Genomic DNA, 14,854 nt, shown 5'->3' with positions numbered 1-14,854 from the left:
GCCGGGCTCAGTTGCGGGCGTAGATGTCCTCAATGCGCACGATGTCGTCCTCGCCGGTATAGGAGCCGACCTGGACCTCGATGAGCTTCAGCGGAATCTTGCCGGGATTGTGCAGGCGGTGGGTGCAGCCGATCGGCAGGTAGGCCGCCTCGTTCTCGTGGAAGAGCTTGACCGCGCCGTCGACCGTCACCTCGGCGGTGCCGCGCACGACGACCCAGTGCTCGGCGCGGTGGTAATGGCGCTGCAGGCTGAGGATGCCGCCCGGCTTGACGCAGATATGCTTGACCTGGAACCGGTCGCCGATGTCGATCCGCTGGTACCAGCCCCAGGGGCGGTGGATGCGGTGGTGCTGCCCGGCCTCGGGACGCTTCTCGGCATGAAGCTTGGCGACCAGCGACTTCACCTCGCCGGCCCGCTCGCGCGAGGTGACGAGAACGGCGTCGGGCGTCGTCACCACGACGACGTCGTCGAGGCCGACGACGGTCGTCAGCACCTCGTCGGAGCGCACGAAGGAGCCGTGCGTGTCGAGGACGCTGACGGCGCCCTCGAGGACGTTGCCGGCCTCGTCCTTGTCCTTGACGTCGAACATGGCGTCCCAGGAGCCGATGTCTGACCAGCGGAAGCGCGTCTTCAGAACGCCGGCGCGCCGCGTCTTCTCCATGACGGCGTAGTCGATCGAGATGCGCGGGGCCTTCGCGAAGGCGTCGGCGTCGAGGCGCAGGAAGTCGAGGTCGCGCACGGCGGCCTCCAGCGCGCTGCGTGCGGCATTCAGGACCTCGGGCGCATAGGTCGACAGCTCTTCCTGCATCAGGCGCGCCGGGAAGACGAAGTTGCCCGAGTTCCAGCGATAGCCTTCCGCGACATAGGTCTCGGCCGTCTCGCGGTTCGGCTTCTCGGCGAAGCGCTCGACCGTGAAGGCGCCGCTGTCGCCGAGCGGGGCGCCGGGCGCGATGTAGCCGTAGGCGGTGGACGGGCCGGTCGGCTCGATGCCGAGGAGCATGATGCGCTCGAAGCCGGCCGCGGCCGCGGCGGCCTCCTGACAGTCGGCGGTGAAGAGGTCGCCGTCGGGGATCAGATGGTCCGCGGCGAGCACCAGGCAGACGGCGTCTTCGTCACGCCCGGCCGCGATCAGCGCACCGACGGCGATGGCTGCCGCCGAATCGCGGCGCTCCGGCTCGAGCACGATGTCGGCCTCGACCCCGAGGCCGGCGAGCTGCTCGGCGACCACGAAGCGGAAGTCGGAATGGGTGACGACGACGGGGCGCGCGAAGCCCTGGCCGGACACGCGCAGGATCGTCTCCTCGAAGGTCGAGCGGCCGGAATCCAGAAGCGAGACGAACTGCTTGGGCATCGTGTCGCGCGACACCGGCCAGAGCCGCGTTCCCGAGCCGCCGGCGATCACGACGGGATGAACTAGGAAACTCGGGGAACTCTCTGTCATATTTATCTACCCTTTTGAATCTGACTAAACTAGGCTGATAGCTGATAGCTGATAGCTGATAGCTAGAACAGGACGGTTGCGGCCAGCTCGCTGGCGAATGGTCTGCCCTTTGAAAAGTTCGCCATTAGGTAGCAACCGCCACCAAAGGCTTTCATTGCCGCTCGGCCCGCCGAAGTTGCGGTCGTTTACGCCTTCGTAACCGCCTGCTACGATTTCAATCGACACGCTCATCCGCTCCCAGATAGGGCTCCGGCATGATCAGGACGATGACCATACGGCGCTGAACCATCGCGACGATCCCCTTGGGATCGGCGTAGCGCCGCATGCCTCGAACGATCCCGGAGCCGACCATGGTCAAGCGCCCCCTTCTGACACCTGACATCCTGCGCGACCCCGACACGTCGCACTTCGCCTATGCGGACGTGACAGCAGGGGAACGGAGTTCAAAAATACCGGACTAATGGAGTGGGGCCCCTCGAGCCGGACAGGATCGCGTCTCGTAATTGACCGTGCTGACGGGCTTTTAGAGGATGAAGGCCATGACCAAGCATCGCACCCACAGCGTCGAGTTCAAACGGCAGGTGGCGCAGGAGTACCTTCTCGGCGAGACCCTGCACGGGCTCTCGAAGCGGCACGACGTTTCTCGTAACCTGATCCGGATCTGGGTGGAGAAGTTTCAGGCAGGAGCACTGGACGAGGATATTCTCGCCGCCGATCTTCTCCAGGACTACGAAGCACGGATTGCGGCCTTGGAGCGCCTTGTAGGCAAACAGTCGCTCGAGCTGGAGTTTCCAAAAGGGGCTCTTCGACCAGGAGCATCGTCGAGAAGCGGGACCATGTCCGCCATTGCCGGCCCGCGGGCATCGGGGTTGCCGAAGGATGCCGGCTGATGGATCTGCCGCGCTCTACCTCCTACGATGAACCCGCCTGTCGCTCCGACGACACCGCGGTCGTCGAGGTGATCGGCACCATCTGCGAGGAGTTCGAGCATTACGGCTGGCGTCGTGTCCGTGCCGCTCTTCGTGCCGGAGGCTGATCGTCAACCACAAGAAGATCCGTCGCCTGATGCGCGAACACGACCTTCAGCCTCGAATGCGTCGAAGGTTCGCGACGACGACGAACAGCGATCACGATCAGCCGATCTTCCCAAACCTGACTGTCGGGGTGGTGCCGGACGGCCCCGATTAGCTTTGGGTCGCCGACATAACCTATGTCACGATCCCTAGCGGGTTCGCCTACGTCGCGGTGGTGCTCGATGCCTGGTCGCGCCGTGTCGTCGGCTACGCCATCAGCCGTTCCATCGACGCTCGGCTAACGTCGGCCGCTCTCCACGTGGCGGTCGAAGGCCGCAAACCGCCGCCTGGCTGTCTTCATCACTTTGATCGCGGCTCGCAATATGCGGCCGGGTCCTATCGGCAACTCCTCTTGGCTTATGGTCTTGTCGGCTCGATGGGACGGCGCGGAAACCCGTACTACAACGCAAAGGCGGAAAGCTTCATGAAGACGCTGAAGGTCGAGGGCGTCTACCCGATGGCCTTCGAAACCTTCGCCGATGTCGTCGAGCACCTTCCTCGCTTCATAGACGGGATCTACAACTACCGAAGCCTCCATTCAGCCCCCGGTTATCTCAGCCCCGTGCAGTTCGAGATTCAACACGATCGCCGGACGGTCAAAGAAAGCACCTGATCCTGTCCGGCCCGAGGGGCCCACTCCGGGCACCGGTGCAACGCTGACCGGGTCAGATGCGGGACCGCCGGCTGCAAGGCGTAGAGGCAATCATCCAGTGGCAGCAGCGTCTGCCGGCGGAACGCCACGACCATCGCCTCCTCGGCCTCGCTTAATGTCGTCGAACGCGGCTCCTTCGGTCCGGTCTTCCTGTCCTCCAGGGTCTGACGTTTGCGCCACTTGGCCACCGTCTTCGGATTGATGCCGAGCTCCCGGCTCAGCGTCGCGAGGAAAACAAGCGATCACTGTATGGCTGCTCGGACGGCGTGCGTGGTCGTGGCGCTGCCGTGACGAACCTGTCCCATAGGGCCTCCTTCCATTCTACGGAAAGGATCACACCATCAAACCCTGGGATCAAACACCTAAGAGTCCGTCTGGAAACTCATTCTGCCGAGGCGATGCGGCGAATGAGGACGTTTGCGGCTGCAGCGTGAAGGAAAGCAGTCGAGGAGGCGATTGTCGTCTCAGCGTCCTTCCAAAGCCGCCGATTGCGGCCTAGCCAGGCGAAGGTTCTCTCGACCACCCAGCGCCTTGGCTGCACAGCGAAGCCGATCTGGCCGGGTCTTGGTCGCACGATCTCGACCGGCACCGGGCTGGTTCGCCGAACCCTTTCGCCCTGATAGCCTCGATCGGCGAAGATGCGCTCGACGAAAGGGAAGCGGTGACGCGAGGCGCGGGCAAGCGGACCGGCGCCGTCACGGTCCTGAACCGACGCTGCGCCGACGACGACCGTCAGCAATCGGCCGTCGGTATCGACCAGCGCGTGGCGCTTGCGACCGACGATGCGCTTGGCACCGTCGTAACCGCGCGGCCCGCCGCTCTCGCAGGTCCGTGCGGTCTGGCTGTCCATGACCGCCGCGCTGGGCGAGGCTGGGCGGCTGCATCGCTCCCTATCGGCCAGAACCAGACGATGGCCCAGACCTTCGAACAGGCGCTCGTCACGGAACCGGCGGAACCAGTCCCAGACCGTGCTGCGCGGCGGAAAGTGGTCCGGCAGCATGCGCCACGGGCAGCCGGAACGCAGGATGAACAGAACCGCGTTGACGATCTCGCGCATCGGCCAGGCTCGAGGCCGACCGGTTGCGGCCGCCTTCGGCAGCACGGGTTCGATCAACGCCCATTCAGCGTCGGTCAGATCGCTCGAATAGCGAAGATGGTCTCTGTTATGCTGGGCGCGGGTGGCTGGCGTCCACATGCCTGGCTCCAAGGAAGGCTTCGAACACCTCCACGGAATCAGCCGGACGCCGGCCACTCAACCCTTTCCGGACGGGCTCTAAACACATAAGCTTGCAGGAACGTGGCCTCCTCATCGATGCGACTTAAGCAATCGTCCACGTCCATCGGCATTACTTCGCTGCAGCCTGCCGATCCTGCAAGCGCGAACACCCAGGCAAGGCAATCGTAATCTCAAACCGCTCGGCCACCGGGTACATCTGGGCACCATCACGAAGCGTCTGCAAAGCTCGATGCCGGAGATCAATCGATAACCCCCGCCCCTTCGCAGCCCCCCCTCTGTCAATGGAGGGAGTCATTGAATAGCAAAAACTCTGATCCCTATAAAATAATCCGCGGCTGTGGTAGATTCGATCTCTTCGTTCCTGAATAAATTTCCGAATACCGATATTTATAAATCTTCCCCTCTAAGGCAAAAATAAAGCATCTATCAGGTCATTTTGGATCATATATTTAGGCATCGATGTGGAGAAATGACACTGCATCGCGCGTCAAGCGTGCTGCTGTTAGTCTGCCGCCGCCGAAGGCGCCAGTATCTACCCCAATCCGGAAGGCGTCATAGTAAGGGACAGCAGTCGGTGTATGGCCATGAACCACTATACGGTCGAAGGAGCCCGCGGGCGCTTCCAGAAACTCTCGTCGGATCCACATCAGATCCTCATCCGTCTGACGCTCTAAAGCAATGCCAGGACGCGCACCGGCATGCGCGAAAAACCAAGTGGGGGTTGTCAAGCTTACTGGAAGTCGAGCGAGGCCATGGAGGTGCTCAGGCGGCACGGTCGAACGAATGAAGTCGGTCGCCCAGACCGAACCATTGCGCAACTCTTGCTGTAGCTGCGGGAAATCGATGCCGTAGGACTGCAGCGTCTTCGATCCGCCGATATCCAGCCAAGCGTGGAGCGAGGAGGGTTCCTGAAATATCCGCAGGAAGAGATCATCGTGATTTCCGCAGAGGCAGACGCGCCGAAAGCCTACCGGCGGCCCCTTCGACAGATGCGCCAACACGCCGGCGCTTTCCGGTCCCCGATCTACATAGTCGCCCAGCATGACGATCAGCTTGAAGCCGGGCCAACGGGCGCTGTCCTTCACGATGGCCCGTTCCAAGTCCAGGAGAGCGCCGAGACAGCCGTGAACGTCGCCGATCGCGTAGATGACGTCGGGATCGCTGGGGAGCACGGGGCGGCTCCGCCACTTCTGCGAGCCCCGCGCGGCTTGTGCGAAGGGATTGAAGCGCTGGAGCACACGTCTCATAGAATTCGGCTGCCGCTCGGTTCGCCGAATGTCTTCGCGTCGGCCGGAGGCGCCGTCAAGTGCGGGAAGCAAGGGCGTACGTCGTAGGGAGAAGGATGCTTCTCAACCACCGGAGGATTGTGATAGTCGAGGCCGCCCGCAGCAGCGTGTTCCTCGCTACTCAAGGCACCATGCTCTAGCCGGCCGGCCGCGTTCGCGTCCGACTTGCCCGAGAGTTCGCATGACCGCTTGTTCGAACGGATCAAAGGGCCCGACGTGACCCGCATCTTCGTTGCCATCGCTACCATCGGCCGGCCCGAAACCGTCGCGCGCGTCGTGGAATGGCTGGGCTGGCAATCCCGGCCGGCGGACGGCATCGTCGTTTCCGCCGTCTCGGACAAGGACGTCGAGGGCTTGGAGCGCATCGCGCCGCAGATCGAGACGATCTTCGGGCAGGCCGGCCTGTGCCGGCAGCGGAACCGCGCCCTCGCCCACGTCGCCGGACGGGCCGACATCCTCGTCTTCTTCGACGACGACTTCGTTCCCCATCGCGATTATCTCCGCGCGATCGAGACACGCTTCGATTCGGACCCCGATCTGGCAGGCGCGACCGGCATGCTGATCGCCGACGGCATCCATGGCGAGGCCATCACGTTCGGCGAGGCGGTGCGGCTCGCCGAGGGGTACGCCGCCGGTGCGGAATGCCGCGAGCGGCCGATCGAGGCCCTGTACGGCTGCAACATGACCGTGCGGCTGTCCGCCTGCGGCGGGATGGAGTTTGACGAACGGCTTCCCCTTTACGGCTGGCTCGAGGACATCGACTTCACCCATCGCCTCGCCAAGCGCGGAAAGCTGGTGAAGAGCGACGCGTTCGTCGGTGTCCATATGGGGGTCAAGGGCGGACGCACATCGGGGCGGCGGCTGGGCTATTCGCAGATCGCCAACCCCGTATATCTCCTGCGCAAGGGCAGCATCCCGCGTCACCTCGCCTATCGGCTGATGCGCCAGAACCTCCTCTCCAACCTAGTGCGCAGCATCAGGCCCGAACCGCGAATCGACCGCGTCGGCCGGTTGAAGGGCAATCTCCTGGCCCTGATGGACGTGGCGCGCAGCAGGATCGATCCCGAAAAGGTCATGAAGCTGTAGTCATTCCTCCAGATCACGTAGGATCTAGCGCTCCAATGGCTGTTCTTTCCGTTGAGCGGCGGGAGGATTTCATCTTGCAGCGCAATATAAGCTGGAGATATGATACGATCATGTTCCGCCACGGACGTCCGATGCGCCATCTCAAAAGACTGTTTCCGCTTGCCGGGTTTGTCGCCCTGCTCTTCGCGGGGCCGGCTTTCGCGGAAGATTATCGTCTACAGCCGGGCGACGTCCTCCAGTTCTCGATCCTGAGCGCCAACCCGATCAGCGAGCGCCTGGTGATTGATCTCGGCGGCCAGATCAACGTGCCGGTCGGCGGCCGCTTCGAGGCAGGCGGCCTGACGCTCGAAGAGCTCCGTCAGGCCGTCGTTGGCCGCCTGAAGGTGGGGTCCTTCCCAATCGGGCGGGACGAGAACGGGCGCGCGGTCTGGGATGCCGTCTTTCCCGAGGCGATCGTCCTCGACATCGCCGAATATCGCCCCGTGTTCATGTCCGGCGATATCCTGACGCCCGGCGCGCAACCCTTCCGGCCCGGCATGACGGTCCGCCAGGCGATCTCCGTGGCGGGCGGGGCGAGCCCCTTCCGCACGCGCCAGGATCCGTCCCTTGAACTTCTGGGCGCCAAGGAGCAGGAGCTGGCGCTTCTCGCACGCGAGACGTCCCTGCGCTTCCAGGCGGCCCGGATCGAAGCCGAACTCGCCGAGGCCGAAGCTCCCGCCTTCGACGCCGTGCCCGACAACGGGCTGGACGCGGGAAAGCGCGCGGCCCTGCGGCAGAGCGAGCAGGACCTCTTCGACACGCGCCGGCAGGACTTCACCGAGCACCGGAACACGATCTCGCAGGGCATCCTCACCATCGAGAAGCGGTCCGAACTCTTGGCCGAATCGCAGAAGAACCTCGAGGAGGAGAACCGCTCCTATCACGAGGAACTGGAGCGCGTCGAAGCGCTCTTCTCCAAGGGCCTCGTGCAGGTCGGGCGCCTGAACGATGCGCAGCGGCTGGTCTTTCTCGTGGCGAGCCGCGCGCTCGACACATCGGCCGAGGTCGCCCGCCTCGACCGCGAGCTCGTCGAGATGCGCCGCTCCTACGAGGAAGCCTCGACCGATCGCCGGATGCAGAACCTCGCCAACCAGAAGCAGGCGTCGCTGGATCTCCTGTCGACGCAGGCCGAACTCGAGCGGCTGCGCCAGCGCCTTCAGTTCTTCCAGCCCCGCGACTCCGAGCCGACCGTGGAACTCGTGCGCGGAGAAACGCAGGGCGTCGTCGCCGCCACGCTCGACACGGCCGTCATGCCCGGCGACACGGTCGTGGTGAGGCTGAACGACGTGCCGGCGGCTTCCGGTGCCGCGCGCGAGGCGTCCGCTCCGGCCGAGGCCAAGACCGCCTCGAACACCGCGTCCAAGCCTGTTCCCAAGCCCACCCCCAAGAAGCGCTAGGCGCTACGCGCCCGTTGTCCCCGCCGCCAGCCGGCGGGCGCGGACGGGTCCCCAGACGATGTCGGCATCATAGAGGAGAGGCCGTGAAGGTCGCGATCGTTCACTACTGGCTTGTCACGATGCGCGGCGGCGAGAAGGTCGTTGAGGAACTGTGCAGGATGTTCCCCGACGCGGAAATCTTTACGCTCGTCTGCGACCGCGAGAAGCTGTCGCCGCTCCTCCAGAGCAAGACCATCCACACGTCCTTCCTGCAGCGCATCCCGACGGCCCGCCGCAACTACACCAAGATGCTGCCGCTCATGCCGTTCGCGCTGGAGCAGTTCGACCTCCAGGCGTTCGATCTGGTGATCTCCAGCGAGTCCGGCCCGGCCAAGGCCGTCATCACCCGCCCCGACGCGCTGCACATCTGCTACTGCCACTCGCCGATGCGCTACATCTGGGACCACTTCCACGTCTACCAGGGCGATCTCGGCCGTGTCGGCCGCTTCATGATGAACCTGTTCGCGCCGCTCCTGCGCATCTGGGACGTGACGACCTCGGCGCGCGTCGACGCCTTCGCCGCCAATTCCGCCCATGTCGGGCGGCGCATCCGCAAGTTCTACCGGCGCGACAGCATGGTGGTTCATCCGCCCGTGGCGGTTCAGGACTTCGACTGGCAGCAGCCGCGCGAGGACTTCTACCTCTGCGCCGGGCAGATCGTCGGCTACAAGCGGGTGGACATCGCCGTCGAGGCCTTCACCAAGTCCGGGCGCCGCCTCATCGTGATCGGCGAAGGGCCGCAGCGCGAGCGCCTGCAGCGCATCGCCGGGTCCAACATCGTCTTCACCGGCTACCAATCCTTCCCGGTCCTGCGCGATCATCTGCAGCGCTGCCGTGCCCTGATCTTCCCCGGCGAGGAAGACTTCGGAATCCTGCCGGTGGAAGCGATGGCCGCCGGGGCGCCGGTGATCGCCTTCGATTCCGGCGGCGCCCGCGAAACGGTGACGCCCGAGACGGGAGTGCGCTTTAAGGCGCAGACGATCGATTCCTTGAACGACGCGATCGACCGTTTCGAAGCCTCGCAGGGCTGGTTCAACCCGCAGACCATCCGCGCGCATGCCGAGACCTTCGGGCCGGAGAAGTTCCGCAGGAACATGATCGCGCTGATCGAGTCGGCCCTGCACGCCTCGCGCGGCGGCATGTCGATCGCCCCGGCCGCCAAGGAGCAGGACACCCTTCCCGGCGAATGAGCCGGGAGGGGCCGCCGGTCCTTCAAACGATGCGTTTCAATTGACGCAGCAATCGGATAGCATGCCGACTGGCGATCGGCATGGGGTCCGGGCGCGAGTTCGCGCGCCCCGCACGGGCCGTGGACCGGCCGGGCTGCCTTGCCAAGGGATAAGCTGGCGATGTTCGTGATTCCGATCGCGATCTTTTGGATCCTGGCGATTTGGGGCCTGTTCAGCCCGCGGCCGGTCCTCATCTATCTCTTCTTCGGCACCATGTCGTTCGGCTCCATGGCGGTTCTTCCGCCCGCGATGACCGCCGGCCTTACCTTCACCCCGACGCCGATCGTGGCGCTGCTGATCGCCCTGCGGACCCTTGCACATCTCAAGGGCCTCAACTTCACCATCGCCAGCGCGCTGATGCCGAAGCGCGGCCTGCTGCTCTTCCTGTTCTGGGTCGTGGCGACGCTGACGACGATCTTCATGCCGAGGATCTTCATCGGGCAGATCGAGATCATTCCCGTGCGCGGCACGCTGAATGCCTCCTATCCGCTGTATCCGACGCCGCAGAACATCTCGCAGCTCGCCTATCTCACGATTTCCGTCATCACCGTCGTCGCCTTCGCACGCCTCCTGCAGAACGAGAGCCTGAGGCGCCACGCGCTGATGGGCCTCTTCGTCGGCGGCTGCGTGGCGGTCGGCACGGGCTTTCTGGACTTCGCCAGCCAGTACGCCCCAATCACCCCTCTCCTGGAGCCGTTCCGCACGGCGACCTACGCGCTTCTGACCGACGTCGAAGTGCTCGGCGCCAAGAGGGTCATCGGCCTGATGCCGGAGGCTTCGACCTACGGCAATCTCTGCCTGAACTTCCTGTGCATGCTGGTCTTCCTGCGGCACTGGGTCAGCGGACGGCTCGTTCCCAGCCATATCTTCTTCGCGCTCATCGGCGGGCTCACGCTGTTCTGCTGGCTGTCGACGTCCTCGTCGACCTATGTCGCGCTGGTCATGCTTCTCGGCCTTCTCGGGGGCGAATGGTTCTGGCGCGCCTACTCCTCGGGCCGGGACCCGCGTCGGGGACGGGGGCTGGTGCCGGAGTTCTGGCTGGCCTTCGGCGGCGTCTTCGCGCTTCTGGCCGTCATCTTCGTCGCCCCGTCGCTGCTCGACCCGATCACCGCGATGTTCGACCGAATGGTCCTGCAGAAGACGACGTCGCATTCCTTCGAGGAGCGCAACATGTGGACCGCGGTCTCGCTGCAGGCGATGATCGATACCTACGGGATCGGCGTCGGCGTCGGCTCCACGCGTCCCTCGAACGCGCTGGTCGCGGTGCTCAGCAGCACCGGCGTGGTGGGCGCCCTCCTTTTCTACGGCTTCCTGCTGCAACTCCTGGCCCGCAGGGCCCATCCGTCCGACAGCGAAGGGACGGCGATCGTCAGCGCGGTCCGCTGGGCCTTCCTGCCGCTGTTCACGGTTAACCTGCTCGTGGGCACCAGCGCGGACTTCGGCGCCTTCTGGGCCTTCCAGTTCGGGCTCCTCATGGCCATCGGAATCCGGGGCGATACCTTGCGCCAGCGGGGCGGCGCACCGGCGCTGAGCCCGCCGCCGCAATCCACGGCGCCGGCGCTTTCGCGGCGCCATGTTTCCGGCACGATGCTTCGATAGAGGCCGGTTGTCGGAGGACTATTATCAAGTTGCTATACGTCGTCTGATTGCAGTTTCCTTAGGGAAGTTTTATGCCCTCCCCAATAGGATGCGAGCGGCTGGAGCGTTTCCTTTGCGAAGCGAGGCCGCTTCGCCGCCGGACAAGGCAACAGAACAACGAGCTGGAGCGGGTCGGCGAGCCGGAGTTCGCCGGCTGCGCTCCGTAAGTGGAACGGGCTCAGACTCGATGGAATCAGAGATTTCCAAATGCCTCGGCCAGTGCCGGAGCGCGTTTCTTTCTGTCGGTCTCCTGAGCGGCGTGGCCAACATCCTGGCGCTGACGGGCTCGATCTTCATGCTCGCGGTGTACGACCGCGTCATTCCCAGCGGCAGCGTCCCGACTCTGATCGCCCTCGGCCTGATCGTCATCGTCGTCTACATCTTCCAGGCCTTCGTCGACATCGCACGCGGCCGGATGCTGACGCGCGTCGGACTGGTAATCAAGGAATCGCTGAACGGGCGGGCCTACGATCTTCTCGTGCGCCGCGCGGCCGCCGGAAGCAACGAGGCGGGCGGAGCGGTCCGCGATCTTGATCAGCTGCGCTCGTTCCTGTCGTCGATGGGTCCGACCGCGCTATTCGACCTTCCCTGGATTCCGATCTACATCGGCATCTGCTTCGCGTTCCACTGGGCGATCGGCACGGCGGTTGTCGTGGGCGCGCTCTTCCTGATCGCGCTGACGATCGCGAGCGAGATGCTGAACAAGCGTCCCTCGCAGAACCTGCACGATGCGATGAGCCGCCGGTCGAGCCTGATGCAGGCCAGCCAGACCAATGCCGAGACGCTGCAGTCCATGGGCATGACGCTGGCCATGTCTTCGTCTTGGCGCAAGGTCGGCGACAGGATCGTCGAGACAAGCCGCGGCCTGTCCGACATCCAGACCCTCCTGAGCTCGATGTCGCGCTCGTTCCGCATGATGCTTCAGTCCTTCGTGCTGGCGCTGGGCGCGTATCTCGTCATCAACCAGGACGCGACGGGCGGCATCATGATCGCCAGCTCCATCCTGTCGGCCCGCGCGCTCGCGCCGATCGAGCTGTCGATTCAGCACTGGAAATCCTTCGTCAACGCCCGGCAGAGCCGGACCCGCCTGGACAAGCTGTTGCGCGAGCATCCGGCGGAGACCGCGCGCTTCACCGTTCCCAACCCGACGCGGACCCTGACCTGCGAGAACGTGTCGCTCTCCCCGTTCAACGTCAACCGGCTGGTGGTGCGCGACGTCTCGTTCGGCCTGCGTGCTGGCGAGGGGCTCGGCATCATCGGCGCCACGGGTTCGGGCAAGTCCACGCTCGTGCGCGCCCTGGTCGGCCTCCTGCCGCCGCAGAACGGCACGGTGCGCTTCGACGGAAGCCTCGCGAGTCAGTGGGCGTCCACGCAACGCGGAAAGTTCCTCGGCTATCTTCCCCAGCGCGTCGCGCTGTTCGAGGGGACGATCGCGCAGAACATCGCCCGCTTCGAGCCGAACGCCGAGCCTGCGAGCGTCGTGGCCGCCGCACGCCTGTGCGGTGTCCACGAGATGATCGCCCGTCTGCCGGACGGCTACGACACGATGATCGACGAGACCGGAAGCGGACTGTCGGGCGGCCAGAGCTAGCGCATCGGCCTGGCGCGCGCGCTCTACGGCAACCCGTTCCTCCTGGTGCTCGATGAGCCGAACTCCAATCTCGACCAGGACGGCGAGGCGGCGCTGCAGAACGCCATGATGGCGACGCGCGAAAGGGGCGGCATCGTCGTCATCGTCGCGCACCGTCCGAGCGCGTTAGCCGCCGTCAGCCAGGTCATGGTCATGCAGGAGGGGCGGGTCCTGCGCATGGGGCCGCGCGACGAGATCCTGGAAAACATGCTGGTACGCCCGGCGCCCGCTCCCGCGCCGGTCCCCGCAGCCACGCCCGTCCCCGCCGTCACGGCTGCCTGAGGGTCATCATGGACGACAAGTTGCCCGCCCGCGACACCGGTTCCCAGATCGCCACCACGAAGTCGGGAGGTTCGGTCTCGCGCCTGTCGTCGCAGGAACAGCCGCTGGCGTCGCTCGACGTCGTGGAGGCGGGGAACACCGGCAGCTACCAGCGGCTGCGCCGCAGCATGCGCGGTGCCGTCCTGATCACCCTCGGCTTCACCACCGCGATTGCGGTGTTCCTGACCAAGACGGTGATCGCCGGCGCCGTGGTCAGCTCGGGCGTCATCGTCGTCGAGACCGGCCCGAAGGCCGTCCAGCATCAGACGGGCGGCATCGTGCGCGAGCTGCTGGTGGCCGACGGCGACGTCGTCAAGGCAGGCCAGACGCTCGTCGTCCTCGACCAGGTGGTCGCGGACGCGCAGCTTCGCGCGGCGACCAGCAGCCTCGTCCAGAAGCAGGCACGCCTCGACCGTCTGATCGCCGAGCGCGACGGGCTCACCGAGCTGACGTTTCCGGGCGTGACCCCCGAGATGCACGCGCTCGAGCCGCACACGGACCGTTTCCTAGACGTGGAGCGGCGCCAGTTCGAACTGCGGCGGGAAAGCCGCGAAGGGCAGCGCGAGCAGCTCGGCGAGCGCATCAGCCAGACCGAGGAAGAGGCGAGAGGCCAGGAAGCCCAGCTCGCCGCCGCCTCGGACGAGCTGGCCTTCACCGAGAACGAGGTCAACGGCCTGCGCAACCTCTTCAAGCGTAAGCTCATCGCCTACGAGCGCCTTTCGGAAGTCGAGCGCAGCCTCACGCAGCTTCAGGGGCGCCGCGCCGCGCTCGTTTCGGCAATCGCCTCCAACAAGGGACGGGTCTCCGAGATCCGACTTCAGATCCTCCAGGTCGACCAGTCGCTTCGCGCCGAGCTCACCGACCAGATCGCGCAGACGCAGCAGGAAGTCTCGGAATATGCCGAGCGCCGGATCATCGCGCAGGAGTCCAAGCTGCGTAGCGTCATCGTCGCGCCCCAGAGCGGCACCGTGCACGAACTGGCGATCCACACCGTGGGCGGGGTCGTCCAGCCGGCCGAGGTGCTGATGCGGATCGTGCCAGGCAACGACGCGCTCGTCGGCGAGGTGCACATCCGGCCGACCGACATCGACCAGGTGTTCCCCGGACAGAAGGCTGAGATCCACTTCTCCGCCTTCGACCGCGGCACCACGCCGGTGATCAACGGAGCGCTGAGCCGCATCTCGCCCGACCTCGAACGCGATCAACGCTCTGGGGCGAGCTTCTACACCGCGCGCATCAGCGTGTCGCACGAGGAGATGAACCGCCTCGGCTCGCTCCAGATCGTGCCGGGCATGCCGCTCGAAGTGTTCATCCAAACCAACGAGCGCACGATCATCTCCTATCTGTCGAAGCCGCTGACGGACCAGCTGAACCGCGCGTTCCGCTAGAGGCTCAGAGCCAGCCCGGCGCGAGGCGCCGGGCACCGCCGATGCAGGAGCGCATCGGAGGTTCACAGGAAAGTGAAGCCGGCGGCTTGCCTCAGGCGTAACCCAGCGAGCGGCCGAAAACCCGGCAGCCGGCCTGAAGACGATCTCGGACGAGCCTATACAGCGCCCCAACGGAACCCTGAGGGATCGATCCGTTCACTCTCCTGGCCTCGCCCTCCGCCATCGTCGCATGGCCTTGAACGCGGCATAGGCTGTGCGCGACGCGAGTAGGGCCGCCTGCCGTCGTCGTCGGCCCCCTGCATCCGAAATCCATCAAGCACTCCGAGCGACTCGGTCGGCCCTTGCCGGGAACACGGGCGCGAGATCGCCGCGTCGGCGGGCCGATGACCTTGCCGCCT

Annotated in this window: 15 protein-coding genes and 1 pseudogene; 11 read left to right on the top strand and 5 right to left on the bottom strand. The window is 65.2% G+C overall.

Translation table 11 applies throughout. The features are described from left to right. Positions 1-7: 7 nt before the first annotated feature. The gene (locus ACLNGM_RS02585) at positions 8-1,441 is read right to left on the bottom strand and encodes a mannose-1-phosphate guanylyltransferase/mannose-6-phosphate isomerase (protein WP_416357061.1); all 1,434 of its coding nucleotides are present in this window, start codon (positions 1,439-1,441) and stop codon (positions 8-10) included. A gap of 24 nt (positions 1,442-1,465) precedes the next feature. After that, complete coding sequence (locus tag ACLNGM_RS02580; protein WP_416357060.1) at positions 1,466-1,672, bottom strand: hypothetical protein; 207 nt, start codon at positions 1,670-1,672, stop codon at positions 1,466-1,468. Between the two features lie 308 nt (positions 1,673-1,980). On the opposite strand from ACLNGM_RS02580, the gene ACLNGM_RS02575 reads away from it, so the two are divergent. From ACLNGM_RS02575 to ACLNGM_RS02560, 4 genes are read left to right on the top strand one after another with little or no spacing between them, the layout of a single operon-like run. Beyond that, positions 1,981-2,331 (top strand): transposase, encoded by a 351-nt coding sequence (locus ACLNGM_RS02575; RefSeq protein WP_416357059.1) that lies wholly within the window; start codon positions 1,981-1,983, stop codon positions 2,329-2,331. Continuing rightward, complete coding sequence (locus ACLNGM_RS02570; RefSeq protein ID WP_416357058.1) at positions 2,331-2,477, top strand: hypothetical protein; 147 nt, start codon at positions 2,331-2,333, stop codon at positions 2,475-2,477. Before ACLNGM_RS02575 ends, ACLNGM_RS02570 begins: the two co-directional genes overlap by 1 nt. Before the next feature lie 29 nt (positions 2,478-2,506). Further along, complete coding sequence (locus ACLNGM_RS02565) at positions 2,507-2,629, top strand: hypothetical protein (protein WP_416357057.1); 123 nt, start codon at positions 2,507-2,509, stop codon at positions 2,627-2,629. Positions 2,630-2,689: 60 nt separating this feature from the next. Beyond that, positions 2,690-3,127: a transposase gene (locus tag ACLNGM_RS02560; RefSeq protein ID WP_416357056.1), complete on the top strand. Its 438-nt coding sequence runs from the start codon at positions 2,690-2,692 to the stop codon at positions 3,125-3,127. A gap of 29 nt (positions 3,128-3,156) precedes the next feature. Here ACLNGM_RS02560 and ACLNGM_RS02555 read toward each other — a convergent pair. From ACLNGM_RS02555 to ACLNGM_RS02545, 3 genes and pseudogenes are all read right to left on the bottom strand, one after another. Beyond that, positions 3,157-3,471: pseudogene (locus tag ACLNGM_RS02555) on the bottom strand (IS481 family transposase); the annotation flags it as partial. A gap of 77 nt (positions 3,472-3,548) precedes the next feature. After that, the gene (locus ACLNGM_RS02550; protein WP_416358543.1) at positions 3,549-4,361 is read right to left on the bottom strand and encodes an IS5 family transposase; all 813 of its coding nucleotides are present in this window, start codon (positions 4,359-4,361) and stop codon (positions 3,549-3,551) included. A 491-nt stretch (positions 4,362-4,852) separates the two neighbouring features. Beyond that, positions 4,853-5,575 carry a metallophosphoesterase gene (locus ACLNGM_RS02545; protein ID WP_416357055.1) on the bottom strand — a complete coding sequence of 241 codons (723 nt, stop codon included), beginning with the start codon at positions 5,573-5,575 and terminating at the stop codon, positions 4,853-4,855. Positions 5,576-5,905: 330 nt separating this feature from the next. Between ACLNGM_RS02545 and ACLNGM_RS02540 the strand changes: the two genes are divergently transcribed. The 7 genes from ACLNGM_RS02540 (at position 5,906) to ACLNGM_RS02510 (ending at position 14,456) form a co-directional block, all read left to right on the top strand. Continuing rightward, complete coding sequence (locus tag ACLNGM_RS02540) at positions 5,906-6,775, top strand: glycosyltransferase family 2 protein (RefSeq protein ID WP_416357054.1); 870 nt, start codon at positions 5,906-5,908, stop codon at positions 6,773-6,775. Positions 6,776-6,906: 131 nt separating this feature from the next. Continuing rightward, on the top strand, positions 6,907-8,211 hold the full coding sequence (locus tag ACLNGM_RS02535) for a polysaccharide biosynthesis/export family protein (protein WP_416357053.1): 1,305 nt from the start codon (positions 6,907-6,909) through the stop codon (positions 8,209-8,211). A gap of 119 nt (positions 8,212-8,330) precedes the next feature. Then, entirely contained in the window at positions 8,331-9,440 is a 1,110-nt protein-coding gene (locus ACLNGM_RS02530; RefSeq protein WP_416358542.1) for a glycosyltransferase, read from the top strand. 159 nt (positions 9,441-9,599) lie between these two features. Beyond that, the gene (locus ACLNGM_RS02525) at positions 9,600-11,078 is read left to right on the top strand and encodes a hypothetical protein (RefSeq protein WP_416357052.1); all 1,479 of its coding nucleotides are present in this window, start codon (positions 9,600-9,602) and stop codon (positions 11,076-11,078) included. Between the two features lie 226 nt (positions 11,079-11,304). Next, positions 11,305-12,708, top strand: coding sequence for a type I secretion system permease/ATPase (locus ACLNGM_RS02520; protein ID WP_416357051.1), 1,404 nt, complete (start codon positions 11,305-11,307; stop codon positions 12,706-12,708). Positions 12,709-12,753: 45 nt separating this feature from the next. Beyond that, positions 12,754-13,029 (top strand): hypothetical protein, encoded by a 276-nt coding sequence (locus ACLNGM_RS02515; RefSeq protein WP_416357050.1) that lies wholly within the window; start codon positions 12,754-12,756, stop codon positions 13,027-13,029. An 8-nt stretch (positions 13,030-13,037) separates the two neighbouring features. Next, the gene (locus ACLNGM_RS02510; RefSeq protein WP_416357049.1) at positions 13,038-14,456 is read left to right on the top strand and encodes an HlyD family type I secretion periplasmic adaptor subunit; all 1,419 of its coding nucleotides are present in this window, start codon (positions 13,038-13,040) and stop codon (positions 14,454-14,456) included. The last annotated feature ends 398 nt before the right edge of the window (positions 14,457-14,854 follow it).

The organism is Aureimonas phyllosphaerae (assembly GCF_047943035.1).
GTDB classification, from domain to species: domain Bacteria; phylum Pseudomonadota; class Alphaproteobacteria; order Rhizobiales; family Rhizobiaceae; genus Aureimonas; species Aureimonas phyllosphaerae.
Note: the sequence above shows the minus strand (reverse complement) of the source record. Positions and strands in the feature narration are given on the sequence as shown.

Coding starts and splice junctions, on each gene's coding strand:
- ACLNGM_RS02585 (WP_416357061.1), bottom strand. CDS start 1,441: ATGACAGAGAGTTCCCCGAGTTTCCTAGTTCATCCCGTCGTGATCGCC.
- ACLNGM_RS02580 (WP_416357060.1), bottom strand. CDS start 1,672: ATGAGCGTGTCGATTGAAATCGTAGCAGGCGGTTACGAAGGCGTAAAC.
- ACLNGM_RS02575 (WP_416357059.1), top strand. CDS start 1,981: ATGACCAAGCATCGCACCCACAGCGTCGAGTTCAAACGGCAGGTGGCG.
- ACLNGM_RS02570 (WP_416357058.1), top strand. CDS start 2,331: ATGGATCTGCCGCGCTCTACCTCCTACGATGAACCCGCCTGTCGCTCC.
- ACLNGM_RS02565 (WP_416357057.1), top strand. CDS start 2,507: ATGCGCGAACACGACCTTCAGCCTCGAATGCGTCGAAGGTTCGCGACG.
- ACLNGM_RS02550 (WP_416358543.1), bottom strand. CDS start 4,361: ATGTGGACGCCAGCCACCCGCGCCCAGCATAACAGAGACCATCTTCGC.
- ACLNGM_RS02535 (WP_416357053.1), top strand. CDS start 6,907: ATGCGCCATCTCAAAAGACTGTTTCCGCTTGCCGGGTTTGTCGCCCTG.
- ACLNGM_RS02530 (WP_416358542.1), top strand. CDS start 8,331: ATGCGCGGCGGCGAGAAGGTCGTTGAGGAACTGTGCAGGATGTTCCCC.
- ACLNGM_RS02525 (WP_416357052.1), top strand. CDS start 9,600: ATGTTCGTGATTCCGATCGCGATCTTTTGGATCCTGGCGATTTGGGGC.
- ACLNGM_RS02520 (WP_416357051.1), top strand. CDS start 11,305: ATGGAATCAGAGATTTCCAAATGCCTCGGCCAGTGCCGGAGCGCGTTT.
- ACLNGM_RS02510 (WP_416357049.1), top strand. CDS start 13,038: ATGGACGACAAGTTGCCCGCCCGCGACACCGGTTCCCAGATCGCCACC.